Here is an 18,151-nt window from a genome sequence, read left to right on the forward strand (position 1 = left end):
GCATGGCACCCCTCGGTTACACGGTGGTTGGAAACGGCCCCCGCAAGGTGATGGCGGCGCACAGCTGGCTCGCCGATCACCGCACCTATGCGCCCATGATGCCGTTTCTCGACGGCATGAGCGCGACCTTCGTCTTTCCGGACTTCCGGGGATACGGCCGCTCGCGGGACAGGGAAGGCGCCTTCTCCATCCGCGAGATGGGGCAGGACATGCTGGCGCTGGCCGATCATCTCGGCTGGGACCGCTTTGACGTCGTGGGCAATTCCATGGGCGGGCAGGCCGCCCAATGGCTGGCCGGGGGGCCGCTGGCGGCTGGGCGCATCGACAGCCTCACGCTGCTGTGCTCCGTTCCCGCCGCCGGATTTCCGCTGGACGAGCCGGGCGCCGCCTTTTTCGGAGCGGCGGCAGACAGCGCCGAGGTGCGCAGCCAGTGCGCCACCGCCGTCACGGGCGGCCGGCTGGGGCCGACCTTTGCCAGCTGGATGACAAGCCTTTCGCAAGAGAGTGCCACCCGCGAGGCCATCGCCGGCTATCTGAGGGCCTGGACCAGCGAGGACGTGTCGCAGGAGATCGGCGACTTCGCCGGGCGCGTGCGCATCTTCGTCGGCGCGTTCGATCCGGTTCTCACCGAGCGGGTGGCAAGCGAGAAGATCTCGCCGCTCTTCCCCCATGCCACCATCGCAGTCATCGCGGGGGCTGCGCATTACCCGAGCCTTGAAACCCCCGCCTACACCGCCGCGCTCCTGAACAAGCCTGAGCTGACGGGGGAACATCATGGATCGTGACGGCATTCCCGCCCCCGGCGCCTTCGGGCCGGGCGCGCCGCTCGCTCCCCATTCAGACGGGCGCTGGCTGGCGCCGGCGGCAGTAAATGACGCCGTGCAGATGGAGGTGCCGGGGGGGCGCAGCGTTCGCGCCTTTCGGAACCGGCCGAAGACCTATGACGCCATGTTCCGCGCCGCCGTGGCGCGGAACCCGGAACAGGAGGCTGTGGTCTGCGGCGATCGGCGCCTGACCTATGGCGAGCTGGACCGGCTGGTGGAGCAAACCGCGTATGGCCTCATCGCCGACGGTGTCGCCCCCGGCGACCGTATCGCGGTGATGCTGGACAACAGGCTTGAATATCTCGTCGCCATTCTCGCGGCCGTCCGTGCCGGAGGCATCGCCGTGCCGCTGGGCACGCGGCTCGGTCCCATGGATGTGGCGCACATCGTCGACAATGCGGCACCCGTGCTCGCCGTCACGGCGCAGGCGTGGGCGGACCGCTTTCCTGTCGGCTCGAGCATCCGCAAGGTCCGGCAAGTCGATGCGGCCGAAGGCGCGCATGATGCCTTTGGCACCCTCGCAGAAGCGGAGCCCCGCCCGCTGCCGGAGATCGACCAGCACGACGTAATGCTCATCGTCTACACGTCGGGAACCACGGGGAAGCCGAAGGGCGCCTGCCTCACGCACTTCAACTTCGTGCATACCTGCCTGCATTATCTCTATGCCCTCGCCATAGACCGGCCGCAGCGCAGCCTTCTGGTGGTGCCGGGGACCCATATCGCTGGCTTCGGGCCGGTGATGTCGGTGGCTCTCGCCTGTGGCGGGGCCATCGTGATGATGCGCGAATTCAAGGCGAAGGCGGTGCTGGAGACGATCGCGCGCGAGCGCATCACCTTCGCGGTGCTGGTGCCGGCCATGTACCAGCTCTGCCTCATGGATCCGACCTTCGCGGAGCACGATCTGTCGCGCTGGCGCTACGGTGTCTATGGCGGCGCCATCATGCCGCCGGCGGTCATCGCGCGGGTCGCGGACCTGGCGCCGGCGCTGCGCCTGATCAACGCCTACGGCGCCACCGAGACGTGCGCGGTGTGCACCATCATGCCCGCCGAATGGACCCTTCGCGCCCCGGCGAGCGTGGGCCTGCCGCTGCAGTGCGACGACCTGAGGGTCGTGAGGGAAGACGACAGCGAAGCTCCCGCAGGCACGCCCGGGGAACTGCTGATCCGGGGCGCGAATGTCAGCCCCGGCTACTGGCAGGACCCCGATGCAACGGCCCGTGCCTTCGTGGACGGCTTCTGGCGCAGTGGCGACGTGGCGGCCCGCGACGCAGACGGCCTCGTCTACGTCCATGACCGGCTTAAGGACATGATCAACCGCGGCGGCTTCAAGGTCTTCAGCGCCGAGGTCGAGAACGCCCTCATGAGCCATGACGGCGTGGCCGATTGCGCGGTCGTGGGCGTTCCGGACCCGGTGCTCGGCGAAAAGACATTCGCGCTCGTGCAGCGTCGCGACCGCACGACGGAGGCGGAGATGCTGCGCGCGTACCTCAAGAGCCGCATTGCCGATTACAAGGTGCCGGACTTCTGGCTCGTCGACGAGGCGCCGGTGCCGCGCAACCAGAACGGCAAGCACCAGAAGGCCGAGGTCCGCCGCATCGCAGCCGAAATCCAGGAGCGCAGCGTGCGGGAAACCCAGGGTCGGGAGAGCCGGCGATGATCCTCGACACCGCGACCATGGACGCGACGTCCTGCTACAAGATTCTGATCGGCTCCATTGTCCCGCGCGCCATCGGCTGGGTCAGCACCTTGTCGGTGAATGGCGTGGCGAACCTTGCCCCCTTCTCCTTCTTCACGGCGGTCTGCCGCAAACCGCCGATGGTGTCGCTGACCATCCAGCCGAAATCGGACAGGGTCACGCTGAAGGACACCCTCATCAACATTCGCGAGACGGGCGTGTTCGTCACCAATCTCGTGACGCTGCCCCTCGCCGATGCGATGCATCATTCGTCCATGGAGCATCCGCCCGAGGCGGACGAGTTCGCGCTCGCGGGCCTCACCACGGCGGCCTGCGATCTGGTGCGGGCGCCCCGCGTCGCAGAAGCCCCGGTGAGCATGGAATGCCGGCTTGAGCGCATCATCTCCCTGGGCGAGGTGGGCGACCACGTGGTGTTCGGCGAGGTGATGCGTTTCCACGTGCGCGACGACATCTACCTCGAGGGCGGCCGGATCGACACGGCGGGCCTCAACCCCGTTGGCCGCCTCGCGGCAGAATACACGCTGGTCGAGAATATCTTCACTTGCCCGGTGGAACCGGACCTGATCGCAGCGCGCGAAGGCCGCCGCATGGCCCGGCTGGATGGCAAGGCCGCCGACTGGTCGCAGATCGCCCAGCCCGGCTGGACCGGCTCTGGCAATGCCCTGAAGGACTGACCGGGTGCCGCAGCGCCATTCCCCGCGTTAGCCGTGTTCCCTCGGCCTTGGCAGCGTCATCTCCGGCATCGGCAGCCTGCTCCTGCCGGCGCGCGTTCCCCGGACGGCCGCCACGCCGAGGCATTAAATGGGCGCGGTCCTCAATCAGAAGGCTCGCCTACGCGCGCGCTCGCACACGGTGAGGGCGGCCCCACGGTGCGATCGTGCGAAATTGTGCCGCGTGGTGTCCCAGACGAAATCCAAGCTGGGGCCCGCCACCGGCTGCCATCCAACACATTAAAAATAAAGAGATAAATGGCGCACCCGAAGGGATTCGAACCCCTGGCCTCTGCCTTCGGAGGGCAGCGCTCTATCCAGCTGAGCTACGGGTGCTTACCAGAGGGGGAATCCTCTAGCCCATCGCCCGCCGATTGACAATCGCCGGCACCGGCGCGGGACGCCTTGTGCACATCACGCGCCGGCGAGCGATCCGGCATCCCAGATCCCGAGCACCCGCGCCCGCCCGCTGCGGACACGGGCGCGAGACCGGCGCGAGCCGGAACGGGCGGTTATTTCGCCGAAGCGGGCGGAGCGGCGGTCCATTCCTGCGCCTCGGCGGTGCCAGCACGCGAATCGTAAAGGCAGGCGAAGGTCGCGGCCTGGTTCTTCATGTGCGGCTGTGGCCAGCGGCCCTTCACCAGAACCAGCACATGGGCGGGGAACACGACCGGCGCGCCTTCCACACGGGCCTTCGCGAGTCCGCTCGCCGCAAGGCAGGCCGTGCGCGCCTTGCCTTCCAGCTCGGCCCAGGCTGACGGCGAGGACGCGTGCGCGGAGCCTGCGGCCAGGGCCAAGAGCGCGGCCGCGCCCAGTGAACGGGTGACTCTCATGTGCGCGCATCCTCCAGGATCATGGCGGCCCCCTTCTCGCCGATCATGATGGCCGGAGAATTGGTGTTGCCGGAGGTAATGGTGGGCATGATCGAGGCATCCACCACCCGCAGGCCGTCGATGCCGATCACCCGCAGGCGCGCATCCACCACCGCCATGGGATCGGACGGCAGGCCCATCTTGGCCGTGCCCACGGGGTGGAAGATGGTGGTGCCCACATTGCCCGCCGCCGTCGCAAGCGAGGCGTCATCATCCCCCACCGCCGGGCCGGGCAGGATCTCTTCCGGCCGATAAGGCGCGAGCGCCGGGCGCGAGACGATGCGGCGGGCGACGCGGATGGACTCCGCCGCCACCGTGCGGTCTTCCTCAGTGGAAAGGTAATGCGGCTGGATCGCCGGCGCGGCCGCGGCATCCGCGCTCTTGAGGCGGATGGTGCCGCGCGAGGTGGGGCGCAGGTTGCACACGCTCATGGTGAAGGCGGGGAAGCGATGCAGCGGGTCGCCGAACTTGTCGAGCGAGAGCGGCTGGACGTGGAATTCCAGGTTCGCCCGGTCCTGCGTCGCATCCGAGCGGGTGAAGATGCCGAGCTGCGAGGGCGCCATGGTCAGCGGTCCGCGTCGCAGGAAGGCATATTCCAGCCCCATGCCCGCGCGCCCCAGCAGCGAATGATAGCGCTCGTTGAGCGTGCCGATGCCGGAGACCTTGAACACCAGCCGCAATTGCAAATGGTCCTGCAGGTTTGAACCGACGCCGGGCTTGTCGAGCACGGTTTCGATGCCGTTCGCCTGGAGATGTTCGCCCGGCCCGATGCCGGAGAGCATGAGCACCTGCGGCGAGCCGAGCGCGCCGGCGCACAGCACCACCTCGCGCTTGGCGCTCAGGGTGCGCTGCCCTTGGGGCGTGCGCAGCACGATGCCGGTGGCACGATTGTTCTCGATGCGCACCTTCTCCACATGCCCGGCGGTGATGAGATCGAGGTTCGGCCGGTTGAGCACAGGTTTCAGGAAGCCGCGTGCCGCGCTCCACCGCAGGCCGCGCTTCTGGTTCACGTGGAAATAGCAGGAGCCCTCATTGTCCCCGGTATTGAAATCGGGGATGGCGGCGATGCCGTCCTGCGCCGCCGCGTCGCGCACTTTGTCGAGAAGCGGCCACGTGATGCGCGGAAACTCGACATGCCATTCCCCGCCTGTCGCATGATGGGCGTTCGGGCCGAGGAAATGGTCCTCGTGCTTCTTATAGAGCGGCAGCACATCGTCCCAGCCCCAGCCGGGCAGGCCGAGCTGGCGCCAATGGTCGTAATCGGCCGCCTGCCCGCGCATGTAGATCATGGCATTGATGGCCGAGCAGCCGCCGATGGTCTTGCCGCGCGGATAGGAGAGCGTGCGCCCGTTCAGCCCCGCCTCGGGCTCGGTCTTGAAGCACCAGTCCGCGCGTGGATTGCCGATGGCGAACAGATAGCCCACCGGGATGTGAAACCAGATCCAGTCGTCCTTGCCGCCGGCCTCGACGATGGCGACCCGCACATTGGGGTCCGCCGAGAGGCGGTTCGCGACCACGCAGCCCGCCGATCCGGCGCCCACAACGATGTAATCATACGCATCCGCGCCCGTATCCGGGCGTCCCGACGCCACCATGGCGGTCACTCCCTTTATTGTTGGGGGGACTTTGGCGGTGCGGCGCCCGCCCTGCAAGGGCACCGTGCTGCGCCTTTGGTCGGCATGGGCCGCCGGCCCGCATGGATGAAACAGGACCATCTCTTGCATGAGCGGCGGGCGAAAGGAGGGACACACGCCAAGCCGGCGATAGCGCTATTGCGAATAATTCGCAACAATGTTGACAGGGACGAAAAAGCTCATCATTGTATTGCAACTCATTCGCAATCTCAGCGTTCGATCGCTATCGGACCTGTCTGCTGGACGAAGGTAGGCTGGCGAGAACGGCGCGGTGTCCTCATATTGGCGTGCGGTGGTACATGCTTGATCATTCACGGCAGGCGGGTTTGAACGGCTGGCGCCGCGAGCGGGGCGATCCCGCTTTGTCGGACGTGCACGGCACCGTCGACGTCACCAAGCGCCGGGGCTTCGCCCGCCTGTTCGCCTTCATGGGGCCGGGCTATCTGGTCGCAACCGGCTATATGGACCCCGGCAATTGGGCGACCTCGCTCGCCGGCGGCTCGCGCTTCGGCTACGCGCTGCTCACGGTAGCGCTGCTCTCCAATCTCATCGCCATCCTGCTCCAGGCGCTGTGCTCGCGGCTCGGCGTCGCCAGCGGACGCGACCTTGCCCAGGCGTGTCGTGACAGCTTCCCCCGTCCGGTCGCCTATGTGCTGTGGGCGCTCGCGGAAGCGGCGATCTGCGCCACCGATCTAGCGGAAGTGATCGGCACCGCCATCGGGCTCAATCTGCTGTTCGGGATTCCGCTGGAAATCGGCGTCATCATCACGGCGCTGGACGTGTTCCTCATCCTGTGGCTGCAAAAGCTGGGCTTCCGCTTCGTGGAGGCGCTGGTGGTGGGGCTGCTGGGTGTCATCGCCGCCTGTTTCGGCGTGCAGATCGCGCTGGCCGATCCCAATTGGGGCGAGGTGATCCGCGGCTTCGCGCCGACCACCGAAATCATCACCAATCCCGACATGCTTTATCTCGCACTCGGCATCCTCGGCGCGACGGTGATGCCGCATAATCTCTATCTGCACTCCGCGATCGTGCAGACCCGCAAGCACGACGGGACGGAAGGCGGCATCCGCCAGGCGATCCGCTATGCGACCTGGGATTCCACCTTCGCGCTCATGTTCGCGCTCACCATCAACGCCTCGATCCTCATCCTCGCGGCGGCCGCCTTCCACGGTCAGGGCGGGGAAGTGGCGGACCTTGGCAAGGCGCACGAACTGCTGAACCCGCTTTTGGGCAGCGCGCTCGCCCCCACCCTGTTCGCGGTGGCGCTTTTGTGCTGCGGGCTGAATTCCACCGTCACCGCCACCATCGCCGGACAGGCGGTGATGGAAGGGTTCCTGCACATCAAGCTCGAACCGTGGCTGCGCCGCCTCATCACCCGCTGCATCGCCATCGTGCCGGCGGCGGCGGTCACCATCGCCTATGGGGAAACCGGCGCCTCCTCCCTGCTGATCCTGAGCCAGGTGGTACTGTCGCTGCAATTGCCGTTCGCGATCGTGCCGCTGGTCATGTTCACCAGCGACAAGCGCAAGATGGGCGTGTTCGTCGCCCCGCGCTGGCAGACGTTCCTGGCGGCCGCGGCGGGCCTGCTGGTGATCTCGCTCAACGTCAAGCTGCTGGTGGATTTCTTCACCGGGGCGTGACGGAACGCGGGGTGAAGGGGAAAGTCCTGCGCAGCATCCACGCCACGCGGCTGAGGAAGCGAGAGCCGCTCACCCCGCCCGCGCCACCACCTCCGCCTCGTCCTGCAGGGCGGTGATCAGCGACATGAAGCGCTCGCCCTGCACCAGCACATGGGCGTGCACCGCCTGGGCGGCGGCCTCTGCGTCGCCAGCGAGAAGCGCGGAGAGGATCGCCTCATGCTCGGCGAACGAGGCATCCATACGGCGCGGCACGCGCAATTGCAGGCGCCGGTAGGGTTGCAGGCGCCGTTGGAGACGCAGCGCCTCCGCCGCCAGCACGCGATTGCCCGTGGCGGCGTAAATCGCGGCGTGAAAGGCCGCATTCGTCGGATAATAGGCTTCCGTATCGCCGGCCCGCACCGCATCGGCACAGGCGTGGTGGGCACTCTTCAGCGCCGCCCGGTCGTCATCCCCCATCCGCCGGACAGCGAGACGGGCGCAGGCGGCCTCGATCTCCGCCATCAGTTCGAAGGATTCGATCAGTTCGCGCGGCCCCAGCAGCAGCACGAAGGCGCCGCGCCGGGGGCGGATCTCCACCAGCCCGGAGGAGGCAAGCTGGATCAGCGCCTCGCGGATCGGCGTGCGCGAAACATTGAAGCGCTCGGCAAGGCTCACCTCGTCCAGCCGCTGTCCCGGCCGCAATCGGCCGGCGACGATGTCGTCCTCCAGCGCTTCGCGCAAACGTGGTGTCGCCTCGCCCCGCACGATCGGCCTCCCGAAATGGTGAGTGGAGTTTAGCAGGCGATTAAAATGCAGCTAGTCAAATCTTGCATACAAGATGATTGACAGGAAATGCAGGTCGGGTTTTGATGTCCCCGCCATTCAGGAAGGTCGCCGATGCCCAAGCCCTTGGCCCATGCTCGACTGCCCGCCCGGCGCCACGGCCCCGAAGGACCGGCGCCGGCGAGCGCGCGGCGCCGGCAGCCGCTGCCGGGGGCTGGCGATGCGTCATGCGGAGACCCCGGCCGCGCGAGCCCCCTTGCCAGGAGAGGCCGCGCCCTGTGTCATGGGCGGCGATCTTGCATTGCGGGAAGGCGGCCATGAGTTCCAACACCTCGTTCTTCGGCGACCTCCTCACCACCATCGCGGAACGTGGGCGCGCCTTGCTGGACCGCTCCGCCCGCACCAGCGGCGCCACCCGGGCGGCGACCCTGATCGACCGCTGCGAGGACCTTCTCTCCGGCCGCGGCGAAGCCTCCGGCGTCGCGCTGGCCACCGACATTCTCGACCGCTATTCCCGCATGAAGACCGGCGAGCGCATCGCGTTGTTCGAGGCGCTGCTGACCACCTTCGGCCCCGACAAGGCGAAGCTCGACAAGGCGATCGCCGCCTATGGAAATGCCGGCGACAATACCGATGCGGCCGAGGCCGCGATCGCCGCCATCCACCGCGCCAGCGAGCCGCGCCGGCAGGAATTGTTCCGCCGCTTCAACATGGCCGCCGGCGCCACGGCGAGCCTTGTGCGCATGCGCGAGCATCTGATGGACGCCATGGTCCACCGCCGCGACCTCGCCCCGGTGGACCGGGATTTCGGCCACCTCTTCTCCTCCTGGTTCAATCGGGGGTTCCTGGTGCTGCGCCGTATCGACTGGTCAACGCCCGCCAACGTGCTGGAAAAGATCATCCGCTATGAGGCGGTCCACGAGATCAAGGACTGGAACGACCTGCGTGCCCGTGTCGATGCCCCGGACCGGCGCTGCTACGCCTTCTTCCACCCGGCCATGGTGGACGAGCCGCTGATCTTCGTGGAAGTCGCCCTCATGAAGGAGCCGGCCGCCGCCATCGCGCCGATCCTCGACCCCGAGCGCGGCCCTCCGCTCGATCCCGCCACCGCGACCACGGCGGTGTTCTATTCCATCTCCAACTGCCAGCGCGGCCTTGCGGGCGTGAGCTTCGGCAATTTCCTGATCAAGCAGGTGGTCGAGGAAATCTCCCGCGAGATGCCCTCGCTCACCACCTTCGTCACGCTCTCGCCCACGCCCACGTTCCGCGGCTGGCTGGACGGCGAGATCCGCAACGAGGACAGCCCCCTTCTCACGCCCGCCGACCGCACCACGCTCAAGCTGCTGGAGACGCCGGACTGGCAGGAGCGCGACGACGCCCGTGCCGAGCTGACGCCGGTGATCTGCGCCATGGCGGCGCATTATTTCCTCGTCGCCAAGACCGCCAAGGGCCGCCCGGTGGACCCCGTGGCGCGCTTCCATCTCGGCAATGGCGCGCGGCTGGAGCGCATCAATCCCATGGGCGACCTCTCGCCCAAGGGCGTCGCCCAGGCCGCCGGCCTGATGGTGAATTATCGCTACGTGCTGGCCGACATCGAGAAGAACCACGAAGCCTTCGCCGGCAAGGGCGAGGTGGTGGCGAGCCCCGCCGTCAAGAAACTCCTGCGGGGCGAAGCCGCCTCGCGTTCCCTGGTGCCCGTGCAATGACCAAGACCAACCACCTCTTCTCCGCCATGCGGGCCGCCGTGCCCGCGCTGGAAAAGCCGCTCGTGCTGCACCCCGACGGCGCGGTCGAGACCTATGCCGATGCCTTCGCCCTGTCCGCCCGCATGGCGAACCTGCTGGTGGATCTCGGCGTGAAGCCGGGCGACCGGGTGGCGGTGCAGGTGGAGAAATCCTGGCCCGCGCTGGCGCTCTATCTCGCAGCCGTGCGCGCGGGCGCGGTCTATCTGCCGCTCAACACCGCCTATACGCTGGCGGAACTCTCCTATTTTCTCTCCGACGCAGAGCCCACCGTGGTCGTGTGCCGGCCGGAGATCGAGGCCGAGGTCCGCGCGCTCGCCACCTCCCTCGGCGTGCCGCAGGTGGAGACGCTGGGCGCCAACGGCGTGGGCTCACTGACGGTAAAGGCGCAGGCGTGCCCCGATACGTTCGAGGACGTGGCGCGCGGGCCGGACGACCTCGCCGGCATCCTCTACACCTCCGGTACCACCGGCCGCGCCAAGGGCGCCATGCTGAGCCACGACAATCTGCTCTCCAATGCCCTGACCCTGCGGGACTATTGGCGCTTCACGGCCGACGACGTGCTGATCCACGCCTTGCCGCTGTTCCACACCCACGGCCTGTTCGTGGCGAGCAACATCATCCTGCTGGCCGGCGCGAGCATGATCTTCTGCCCGAAGTTCGATGCCGCCCAGACCCTCGCGCTGATGCCCAAGGCCACCAGCCTCATGGGCGTGCCGACCTTCTATACCCGCCTGCTGGACCAGAGCGGCCTGACCCGCGCGGCCACCGCCCACATGCGCCTGTTCGTCTCCGGCTCGGCGCCGCTTCTGGCGGAAACCCATCGCGCCTTCGAGGAACGCACCGGGCAGGCGATCCTGGAACGCTACGGCATGACCGAAACCGGCATGAACACGTCCAATCCCTATGAGGGCGAGCGGCGCGCCGGCACGGTGGGCTTCCCCCTGCCCGGCGTCGACATCCGCATCACCGATCCGGAGAGCGGCAAGGTGCTGGCGGCGGAGGAGATCGGCGCCATTGAGGTGAAGGGGCCGAACGTGTTCAAGGGCTATTGGAAGCTGCCCGAGAAGACCGCCAGCGAATTTCACGACGGCTTCTTCATCACCGGCGACCTCGGCAAGATCGACGCCCGCGGCTATGTCCACATCGTCGGGCGTGGGAAGGACCTCGTCATCACCGGCGGCTTCAACGTCTATCCCAAGGAAGTGGAAGGCGAGATCGACGCTTTGCCGGGAGTGGTGGAGAGCGCGGTCATCGGCGTGCCCCACAAGGACTTCGGCGAGGGCGTGACGGCGGTGGTCGTGCGCGCGCCGGGCGCCAAGGTGACCGAAGCCGATATCCATGCAACGCTGGAAAGCCGGCTCGCGAAATTCAAGCTGCCCAAGCGGATCATCTTCGTCGACGAGCTTCCGCGCAACACCATGGGCAAGGTGCAGAAGAACGTCCTGAGAGAGACCTACAAGGACATCTATCGCAGCAACGTCGCCTGAACGGCGCGCATCGCCCGGCCTGTCCCACGCCAAGGGGACATGTCCGGTCCAAGAAGAATGATCGCGACCCCGGACAAACCGGGGCGGGATACTCGGAAACGCCAAGACGAACGCCCGGATCCGGGCGAGGAGGACATGCGCCATGTTGATTACGAGACGCCACCTGCTGGCCGGCGCCATCGCCGCGCCCGCCATCCTGAAGCTCACGGGCCCCGCCCGCGCGGCCACCACGCTGAAGATCTCGCATCAGTTTCCCAGCTCCGGCGGAGATGAAGGCGATTTTCGCGACCGTCTGGTCCGCAAGTTCGCCGAGGAGGTGGAGAAGCGCTCCAATGGCGAGCTGAAGTTCGAGTTGTATCCCGGCTCGTCCCTCATGAAGACCAATGCGCAATTCTCCGCCCTGCGGAAGGGCGCGCTGGATATGTCGCTCTATCCCATCTCCTATGCGGGCGGCGAGGCGCCGGAGTGCAATATCGGCCTGATGCCGGGCCTGGTTTCCTCCTACGATCAGGGCCTCGCCTGGAAGACCCAGCCGGTGGGCCAGGAGTTCGAGGCCTATCTGGAAGCCAAGGGCATTCGGATCGTCACTTGGATCTGGCAGGCGGGCGGCGTCGCGAGCCGCGAGCGGCCGCTGGTGTCCCCCGACGATGCCAAGGGCATGAAGGTGCGCGGCGGCTCGCGCGAAATGGACATGGTGCTCCAGGCCGCCGGCGCGGCGGTGCTCTCCCTGCCCTCCAACGAGCTTTATGTCGCCATGCAGACCGGCGCCTGCGACGCCGGCATCACCTCCTCCACCAGCCTCATCTCCTTCCGCCTGGAGGAATTGTCCAAGAACCTCACCACCGGGCGCGGCAAGTCCTATTGGTTCATGCTGGAGCCCTTGCTGATCTCGAAGATCGTCTATGACGGCCTGCCGAAGGCGCAGCAGCAGCTGATCGACACCGTCGGCGCGGAGATGGAAGCGTTCGGCAAGGCGGGCGCCATGGCGGACGACGAAAAGGTCGCCGAAGTGTTCCAGAAGGCCGGCGCCAAGATCCACGATCTCGATGCCGCGACCGTGGAAAAATGGCGCGCCATCGCCCGCGACACCGCCTGGAAGGACTATGCCGCGAAGACGCCGCTCAACGCCAAGCTCCTGAAACTCGCGGAAGACGTGCGGGCATGAGCCACGGCTTCGATCTTGGGCCGGCCGGGGCAGGTGCCTCGGCCGGCCGTGCGCTCCCCCCTCTCCTCTCGGCCCTTGAAGGAACGCTCGCCCTCATCAACCGGACCATCGTCGCTCTGGCATCCCTCGCGCTCGTCGCGGCGAGCCTGATCCTGTCCTACAGCGTCGTCACGCGCCTGCTGTTCCACGCGCCCACCTATTGGCAGGACGAGGCCTCCGTCTTCCTGCTGGTGGGCGCCACCTTCATGACCGCGGCTTATGTGCAGGGCCGGCGCGGCCATGTGGCCATCGAGGCCCTGAGTGCCCTCCTGCCGCCGCGCGTGAACGCCGCCCGGCTGCTGGTGGTGGACATCGCCAGCTTCGCCTTCTGCGCCTTCTTCACGTGGAAATCGTTCGTGCTGCTGGAAGAGGCCTGGATCGACGGCCACGTCTCCTCCTCCACCTGGGCCCCGCCTTTGTGGATTCCCTATGGGGTGATGATGCTCGGCATGGGCCTGCTGTCGGTGCAGATCGCGCTGCAGATCGCCTGCGCCCTCGCCCGGAGGACGCGCCCATGAGCACGCTCGTCGTCGGCCTGATGTATGGAGGGGCGACGCTGCTCACCATGTTCATCGGCATGCCCATCGCCTTCGCGCTGGGGGCGGTGGCGGTGGTGTTCATGCTCGGCTTCATGCCCGCCGCATCCCTCGATACGGTCACCCAGAACGTCTATGAGGAGATGGCCTCCATCACCCTCCTCTCCATCCCCCTGTTCATCCTCAAGGGCGCCGCCATCGGCAAGTCGCGCGCCGGGCAGGATCTTTATTCCGCGCTTCATGCCTGGATGCACAAGATCCCCGGCGGCCTCGGCATCGCCAATGTGTTCGCCTGCGCCCTGTTCGCCGCCATGGCCGGCTCCTCCCCCGCCACCTGCTCGGCCATCGGCTCCGCCGGCATTCCCGAGATGCGCAAGCGCGGCTATTCGGGCGGCTTTGCCGCCGGCCTGATCGCCGCCGGCGGAACGCTCGGCATCCTGCTGCCGCCCTCCATCACCATGATCCTCTACGCGGTCGCCGCCGAGCAGTCGCTGGGCCGCCTGTTCCTCGCCGGCCTCGGCCCCGGCCTGCTGCTGGTGATGCTGTTCGCCGCCTATGCCATGGTGCGCTTCCGCCAGGAGTTCGCCCGCGCCAAGCATCTCTACGAGCTGACCGGCGCCGCATCGCCGATCCTGCACGAAGAGAACCTCACCATGCGCGACCGCTTCGCCGCGCTGCCGCGGGTGCTGCCCTTCGTGATCTTGCTCACCGGCGTCATGGTCGCCCTCTACGGCGGCTATGCCACCCCCTCCGAGACCGCAGGCCTCGGCGGGATCCTGGCCCTGGTGTTGATCGCCCTCATCTACCAGGTCTGGACCCCGAAGGATCTCGAGCCGATCCTCACCTCCACCTTGCGGGAGGCCACCATGCTGATGCTCATCATCGGCATGTCGCTGCTCTATTCCTATGTGATGAGCTATCTGCACATCTCCCAGGCGGCGGCGCAGGCGATCGTGGCGCTGCACCTGTCCAAATGGCTGCTGCTGGCGACCATTTTGGTGCTGGTGGTGGTGCTCGGCTTCTTCCTGCCGCCGGTGTCGATCATCCTGATGACCGCGCCGATCATCCTGCCGCCGCTAAAAGCTGCCGGCTTCGATCTGATCTGGTTCGGCGTGGTGATGACCATCGTCATGGAAATGGGGCTGATTCACCCACCCGTGGGGCTGAACATCTTCGTCATCAAGAACATCGCCCCCGACATTCCGCTCAAGGACGTGATCTGGGGCACCGTTCCCTTCGTGCTGCTGATGATGCTCGCCGTGGTCCTGCTCTGCCTCTTCCCCCAGATCGCGACCGCTCTTCCAGATCTCGTCATGGGCAAGGGGCGGTAGGAAGCGACGAATGAGACGCGCGCCGGCCCTAAGAGGCCGGCGCCACCGCATAGGGCCGCTCCACGGGCACAACATCCACCCCCACGGCGAGGAGATGTTCACCCGAGGCGACGATGACGCCGTCCACCGGCGCCACATCGGCATAATCGCGGCCGATGGCGAGAATGATGTGGTCGTTGCCCACCGCGATCGCATTGGTGGGATCAAGGCCGATCCAGCCCAATTCCTCCCCGCACCACACCTCTGCCCAGGCGTGGGTGGCATCCGACCCGGCGAGGCGCTCCTGCCCCGCCGGCGGCACCGTGCGCAGATAGCCCGAGACATAGCGGGCCGAGAGGCCGAGCCCCCGCAGGCCGGCGATCATCACATGGGCAAAGTCCTGGCACACGCCGCGCTTGGCCAGGAAGGCCTCGTGCGGCAGCGTGGTGACGTCGGTCGCGCCGGGCTCATACGCGAATTCGGTATGGATGCGCTCCATCACCTCCCAGGCGGCGGCGAGGATCGGGCGATCCGGCGCGCAACTCTCCGCCGTCCAGTCGGTGATGGCCGGATCGAGCGGAACGCTGCGGCTCGCATACAGCCCATGCACCGGCGAATTCGGCCCGAGATCGGTGCTGGCGAGCGCGGCTTCGCGCACCTCGTCCACCATCGGGCTGGCCTGGACATCGGGCAGCGGCGTCGCCTTCACCTCGACCCGGCTGTGGGTGGAAATCTCCAGCCGGTCGTGGGGCGTGTCGAGCGTGAGCCAAGCGATGGCATTGCCGAAGAAATCGAGGCCCTGCTCCATCTCGCTCGCGCTCGGATCGGTCGAAAGGGAATGGGAGAGCACGTGCTGGTGATGCGGCCGGTCCACCGGCGTCATGCGCAGCACCTGCCGCGCCACGCGCACCTGCCCGCCGTACAGATAGGTGGTGGTCTGGCGAATGTCATAGAGCATGGCGCCTCACCCCTGCCCCGGCCAGGCAACATCCGCCGCCGGCCCCTGGATGAAATAATGGGCCGCGATCTCGTCCGACAGCTGGGCGAGGTCGGCTTCCAGCGCGTCGAAATCCTCGATATCGAAGGATTCCGCGGTGGCGGCGGTCAGATCCGCGCGCATGCGGGCGATGATGCGCTCGGAGCGCGGCGGCGGCTCGTCCGGGTCGCGCCCCGGCAGCACCCGCAGATGGGCGGCGATGCGCTCCACCTGGAAGGCGAGCGAGCGGGGATTGTCCGGATCCAGCAGCACGAGGTCCAGCACCGGCCCGCGCGCCTCGATCACCACATAGCGGCTGCGATAGGTGATCTGGCTGTCGGCGAGTTGCAGCAGCACGTCGAGCGCCCCGCGCGGGGCGCCCTGCTCGGCGAAGGTGCGGGCAAAGCGCAGCAGCGCCATGCCCCGTTCGATGCGCCGGCCAAGCTCGAGAAAACGCCAGCCGGTGAGGCGGTTCATGTTCTCGCTGGCGAGGCCGGAGAAGGCGGCGATGATGCGCAGCGCGGCGTCCGCCCGCTCGTGGGCGTCGGCCTCGGTGGGCGCGGTCGGCACCGGCGCCTTGAGGCAGGCTTCGAGGTCCACGAGGGCGCGCCACGCGTCCGGCGAGAAGCGGTCGCGGATCACGGACGCGGCGGCGCGGGCGGATTTCACCACTTGCGGCAGGCCGCCCGGAAGATCGTGCCGCGTCAGGGCGGCGATGGCATAGCGCCCGGGCGAGGCCCCCGCGAAATCGCGCGGCATGGCCCCCCAGGAGGACAGCAGTGTGATCAGGCGCAGCACCAACGGGCTGGTGGCGGGCTCGGTCTCCGCAAGGCGCCCCACCAGCGCCCGCACCAGGCGCAAGGTCGCCTCGGCCCGCTCCACATAGCGGCCGAGCCAGAACAGATTGTCCGCCGAGCGGCTCGGCAGCGTGCCGGAGGAGCGGCGCACCCGCACATTTTCCGGGCTCGGCAGGAGGGTGGTGGCCGGCACCTCGCGATCCGCCAGCACCCACACATCGGCCGAGCGGTCGCCGCGCTGGATCGAGAAGGCGCGCGCGTCCAGCCGTTCCGAGATGCGGCAGAACCCGCCGGGCATCACGGTCCAGCCGTCCTCCGTTGCGGCCAGGAACACGCGTAGCGTGAACGGGCGCGGGGTGAGCTTGTCACCCGTCCACACCGGCATGGTGGAGATGCGCGCCACATCCTGCCCCACCAGATCGGCGCCGCGGCGCGCCATGACCGCGGACAGCTGCCGCCGCTCTTGGGGGGTGAGATCCGCCCCGAGCACCGACCCGCGCCGTCCCACGCCCGGCACTGGCGTGCCGAAGGCGGACGCGACCACCAGTTCGTCGAGATGCTCCATCACCTGCGCGCGCTCCGCGCCCTGCCCGCACCACCAGGTGCCCACATGCGGCAAAGCGAGCGGGCGGCCGAGCAGCTTGATGGCGAGGCGCGGCAGGAAGGCCATGAGCGCCGGCGCCTCCACCAGGCCCGATCCCAGCGCATTGGCCAGCGCCACCCCGCCGATGCGCGCCACATGGGCGAGCCCCGGCACGCCGAGACGCGAGCGCGCGTTCAATTCCAGCGGATCTGCGAAATCCGCGTCGAGCCGGCGCAGCACCACGTCCACGCGCTTCAGCCCGGCCACCGTGCGCACATAGAGCGCATCGCCCCGCACCGCGAGGTCCTCGCCCTCGACCAGGGAGAAGCCCATGTAGCGGGCGAGCAGGGCGTGCTCGAAATAGGTCTCGTTCAACGCGCCGGGCGTCATCAGGCCGACGCGGCCCTCCCCGGTGCGGTCGAGCTTCAGGAGCGAGGTGCGGAAGCCCTGGAAGAACCCCGCCAGCCGGTCCATGCGCATGGTGCGCGAGATGTCCGGCAGAGCGCGCGACATGGCGAGGCGGTTTTCCAGGGCATAGCCGACGCCCGAGGGCGCCTGGGTGCGATCGGACAGCACCCACCAGCGCCCGTCCGGGCCGCGCCCCACATCGGCCGCGTAGAAGCGCAGGAACCGCCCTCCGCGCGGGACGGTGCCGACCATCGGGCGCAGGAATTCCGGGCTGCCGGCCACAGCGGCGGCGGGAAGCGCCCCCTGCTCGACCAGCCGCGCGGGACCGTAGAGATCGGCCAGCAGGGATTCCAGCAATTGCGCGCGCTCGACCAGCCCGGCGGCGAGGCTGTCCCAATCGGCCTTGTCCAGCAGCAGGGGAATGTGGCTGAGCGCCCAGGGCCGCTCGCCGCCGCCCTTGTCGTCATAAACCCGGTAGAAGACGCCGCTGTCGCGCAGGTAGCGGTCGGCCGCGCCGAAGCGCCGGCGCACCTCCTGCGGGCCGAGTTCCGCGAGCGCGGTCAGGAACGGCACCCAATGGGCACGTGGACGACCGTCGGCACCCATCATCTCGTCGCGCACGCCGGGCAGCGTCTGATAGCCGTCGAGAACGGCTTCCACCGCAGCGGCTGCGAACGGATCGCGATTGGCGTCCTCGGCCAGGCTCACTTTGTCCACGCTTGGCTTTTCCTCCCGAGAGCCCGCTCGTATGACTCATGACCGCCGGTTCACGCAGCGCCGCCGCCCGCACCGGCCGCGCGCGGGCCGCCTTGGGCGATGCCGGTTCTTGCACGCGCGGTGCATGGCGGCGCTCCGCCGGCCCGCACGCGACACCGGCGATGGGCCCGCTTGCGGCAGGCGCATCGCCAGAGTCCCTAGCTTGCCGAACTTTTCCCGCGAGGAAAGAACTTATCTGCGAATTGGAACG

General features: G+C 67.9%; 14 protein-coding genes and 1 tRNA gene. 9 read left to right on the plus strand and 6 right to left on the minus strand.

Translation table 11 applies throughout. The annotated features are described in order from the left end of the window. The first annotated feature begins 2 nt into the window (after window positions 1–2). From V5F68_RS14395 to V5F68_RS14405, 3 genes are read left to right on the plus strand one after another with little or no spacing between them, the layout of a single operon-like run. Window positions 3–785 (plus strand): alpha/beta fold hydrolase, encoded by a 783-nt coding sequence (locus V5F68_RS14395; RefSeq protein WP_394013211.1) that lies wholly within the window; start codon window positions 3–5, stop codon window positions 783–785. Then, window positions 775–2,481, plus strand: coding sequence for a class I adenylate-forming enzyme family protein (locus V5F68_RS14400; protein ID WP_394013212.1), 1,707 nt, complete (start codon window positions 775–777; stop codon window positions 2,479–2,481). The genes V5F68_RS14395 and V5F68_RS14400 overlap by 11 nt, the downstream gene beginning before the upstream one ends. Then, window positions 2,478–3,194 carry a flavin reductase family protein gene (locus tag V5F68_RS14405; protein ID WP_394013213.1) on the plus strand — a complete coding sequence of 239 codons (717 nt, stop codon included), beginning with the start codon at window positions 2,478–2,480 and terminating at the stop codon, window positions 3,192–3,194. The genes V5F68_RS14400 and V5F68_RS14405 overlap by 4 nt, the downstream gene beginning before the upstream one ends. Before the next feature lie 295 nt (window positions 3,195–3,489). On the opposite strand, the gene V5F68_RS14410 is transcribed toward V5F68_RS14405, so the two are convergent. The 3 genes from V5F68_RS14410 to V5F68_RS14420 form a co-directional block, all read right to left on the minus strand. Continuing rightward, a tRNA-Arg gene (locus tag V5F68_RS14410) sits at window positions 3,490–3,566 on the minus strand. Window positions 3,567–3,742: 176 nt separating this feature from the next. Next, window positions 3,743–4,063 (minus strand): hypothetical protein, encoded by a 321-nt coding sequence (locus tag V5F68_RS14415; RefSeq protein ID WP_394013214.1) that lies wholly within the window; start codon window positions 4,061–4,063, stop codon window positions 3,743–3,745. Beyond that, a complete protein-coding gene (locus tag V5F68_RS14420; RefSeq protein ID WP_394013215.1) occupies window positions 4,060–5,697 on the minus strand; it encodes a GMC family oxidoreductase in 1,638 nt (545 codons plus the stop codon). Before V5F68_RS14420 ends, V5F68_RS14415 begins: the two co-directional genes overlap by 4 nt. Before the next feature lie 338 nt (window positions 5,698–6,035). On the opposite strand from V5F68_RS14420, the gene V5F68_RS14425 reads away from it, so the two are divergent. After that, a complete protein-coding gene (locus V5F68_RS14425) occupies window positions 6,036–7,376 on the plus strand; it encodes an Nramp family divalent metal transporter (protein WP_394013216.1) in 1,341 nt (446 codons plus the stop codon). Between the two features lie 69 nt (window positions 7,377–7,445). Here V5F68_RS14425 and V5F68_RS14430 read toward each other — a convergent pair whose 3' ends face one another. Beyond that, on the minus strand, window positions 7,446–8,120 hold the full coding sequence (locus V5F68_RS14430) for a GntR family transcriptional regulator (protein WP_394013217.1): 675 nt from the start codon (window positions 8,118–8,120) through the stop codon (window positions 7,446–7,448). A gap of 335 nt (window positions 8,121–8,455) precedes the next feature. Between V5F68_RS14430 and V5F68_RS14435 the strand changes: the two genes are divergently transcribed. The 5 genes from V5F68_RS14435 to V5F68_RS14455 all read left to right on the plus strand — a co-directional run bounded on the left by V5F68_RS14435 (window position 8,456) and on the right by V5F68_RS14455 (window position 14,441). Next, a complete protein-coding gene (locus V5F68_RS14435) occupies window positions 8,456–9,844 on the plus strand; it encodes a malonyl-CoA decarboxylase (RefSeq protein WP_394013218.1) in 1,389 nt (462 codons plus the stop codon). Further along, window positions 9,841–11,370 carry a malonate--CoA ligase gene (locus V5F68_RS14440; RefSeq protein ID WP_348847937.1) on the plus strand — a complete coding sequence of 510 codons (1,530 nt, stop codon included), beginning with the start codon at window positions 9,841–9,843 and terminating at the stop codon, window positions 11,368–11,370. The genes V5F68_RS14435 and V5F68_RS14440 overlap by 4 nt, the downstream gene beginning before the upstream one ends. Window positions 11,371–11,515: 145 nt before the next feature. After that, window positions 11,516–12,535: a TRAP transporter substrate-binding protein DctP gene (gene dctP, locus V5F68_RS14445; protein ID WP_394013484.1), complete on the plus strand. Its 1,020-nt coding sequence runs from the start codon at window positions 11,516–11,518 to the stop codon at window positions 12,533–12,535. Then, window positions 12,532–13,092 (plus strand): TRAP transporter small permease, encoded by a 561-nt coding sequence (locus V5F68_RS14450; RefSeq protein WP_394013219.1) that lies wholly within the window; start codon window positions 12,532–12,534, stop codon window positions 13,090–13,092. Before dctP ends, V5F68_RS14450 begins: the two co-directional genes overlap by 4 nt. Further along, the gene (locus V5F68_RS14455; RefSeq protein ID WP_394013220.1) at window positions 13,089–14,441 is read left to right on the plus strand and encodes a TRAP transporter large permease; all 1,353 of its coding nucleotides are present in this window, start codon (window positions 13,089–13,091) and stop codon (window positions 14,439–14,441) included. The genes V5F68_RS14450 and V5F68_RS14455 overlap by 4 nt, the downstream gene beginning before the upstream one ends. A gap of 28 nt (window positions 14,442–14,469) precedes the next feature. Here V5F68_RS14455 and V5F68_RS14460 read toward each other — a convergent pair whose 3' ends face one another. Both V5F68_RS14460 and V5F68_RS14465 read right to left on the minus strand, forming a co-directional pair. Further along, the gene (locus tag V5F68_RS14460) at window positions 14,470–15,378 is read right to left on the minus strand and encodes a transglutaminase family protein (protein WP_394013221.1); all 909 of its coding nucleotides are present in this window, start codon (window positions 15,376–15,378) and stop codon (window positions 14,470–14,472) included. 6 nt (window positions 15,379–15,384) lie between these two features. Then, entirely contained in the window at window positions 15,385–17,901 is a 2,517-nt protein-coding gene (locus V5F68_RS14465; RefSeq protein WP_394013222.1) for a circularly permuted type 2 ATP-grasp protein, read from the minus strand. Window positions 17,902–18,151 lie beyond the last annotated feature (250 nt).

Origin of the sequence: Roseixanthobacter pseudopolyaromaticivorans, from assembly GCF_043195145.2 — a bacterium.
GTDB lineage: Bacteria > Pseudomonadota > Alphaproteobacteria > Rhizobiales > Xanthobacteraceae > NCEH01.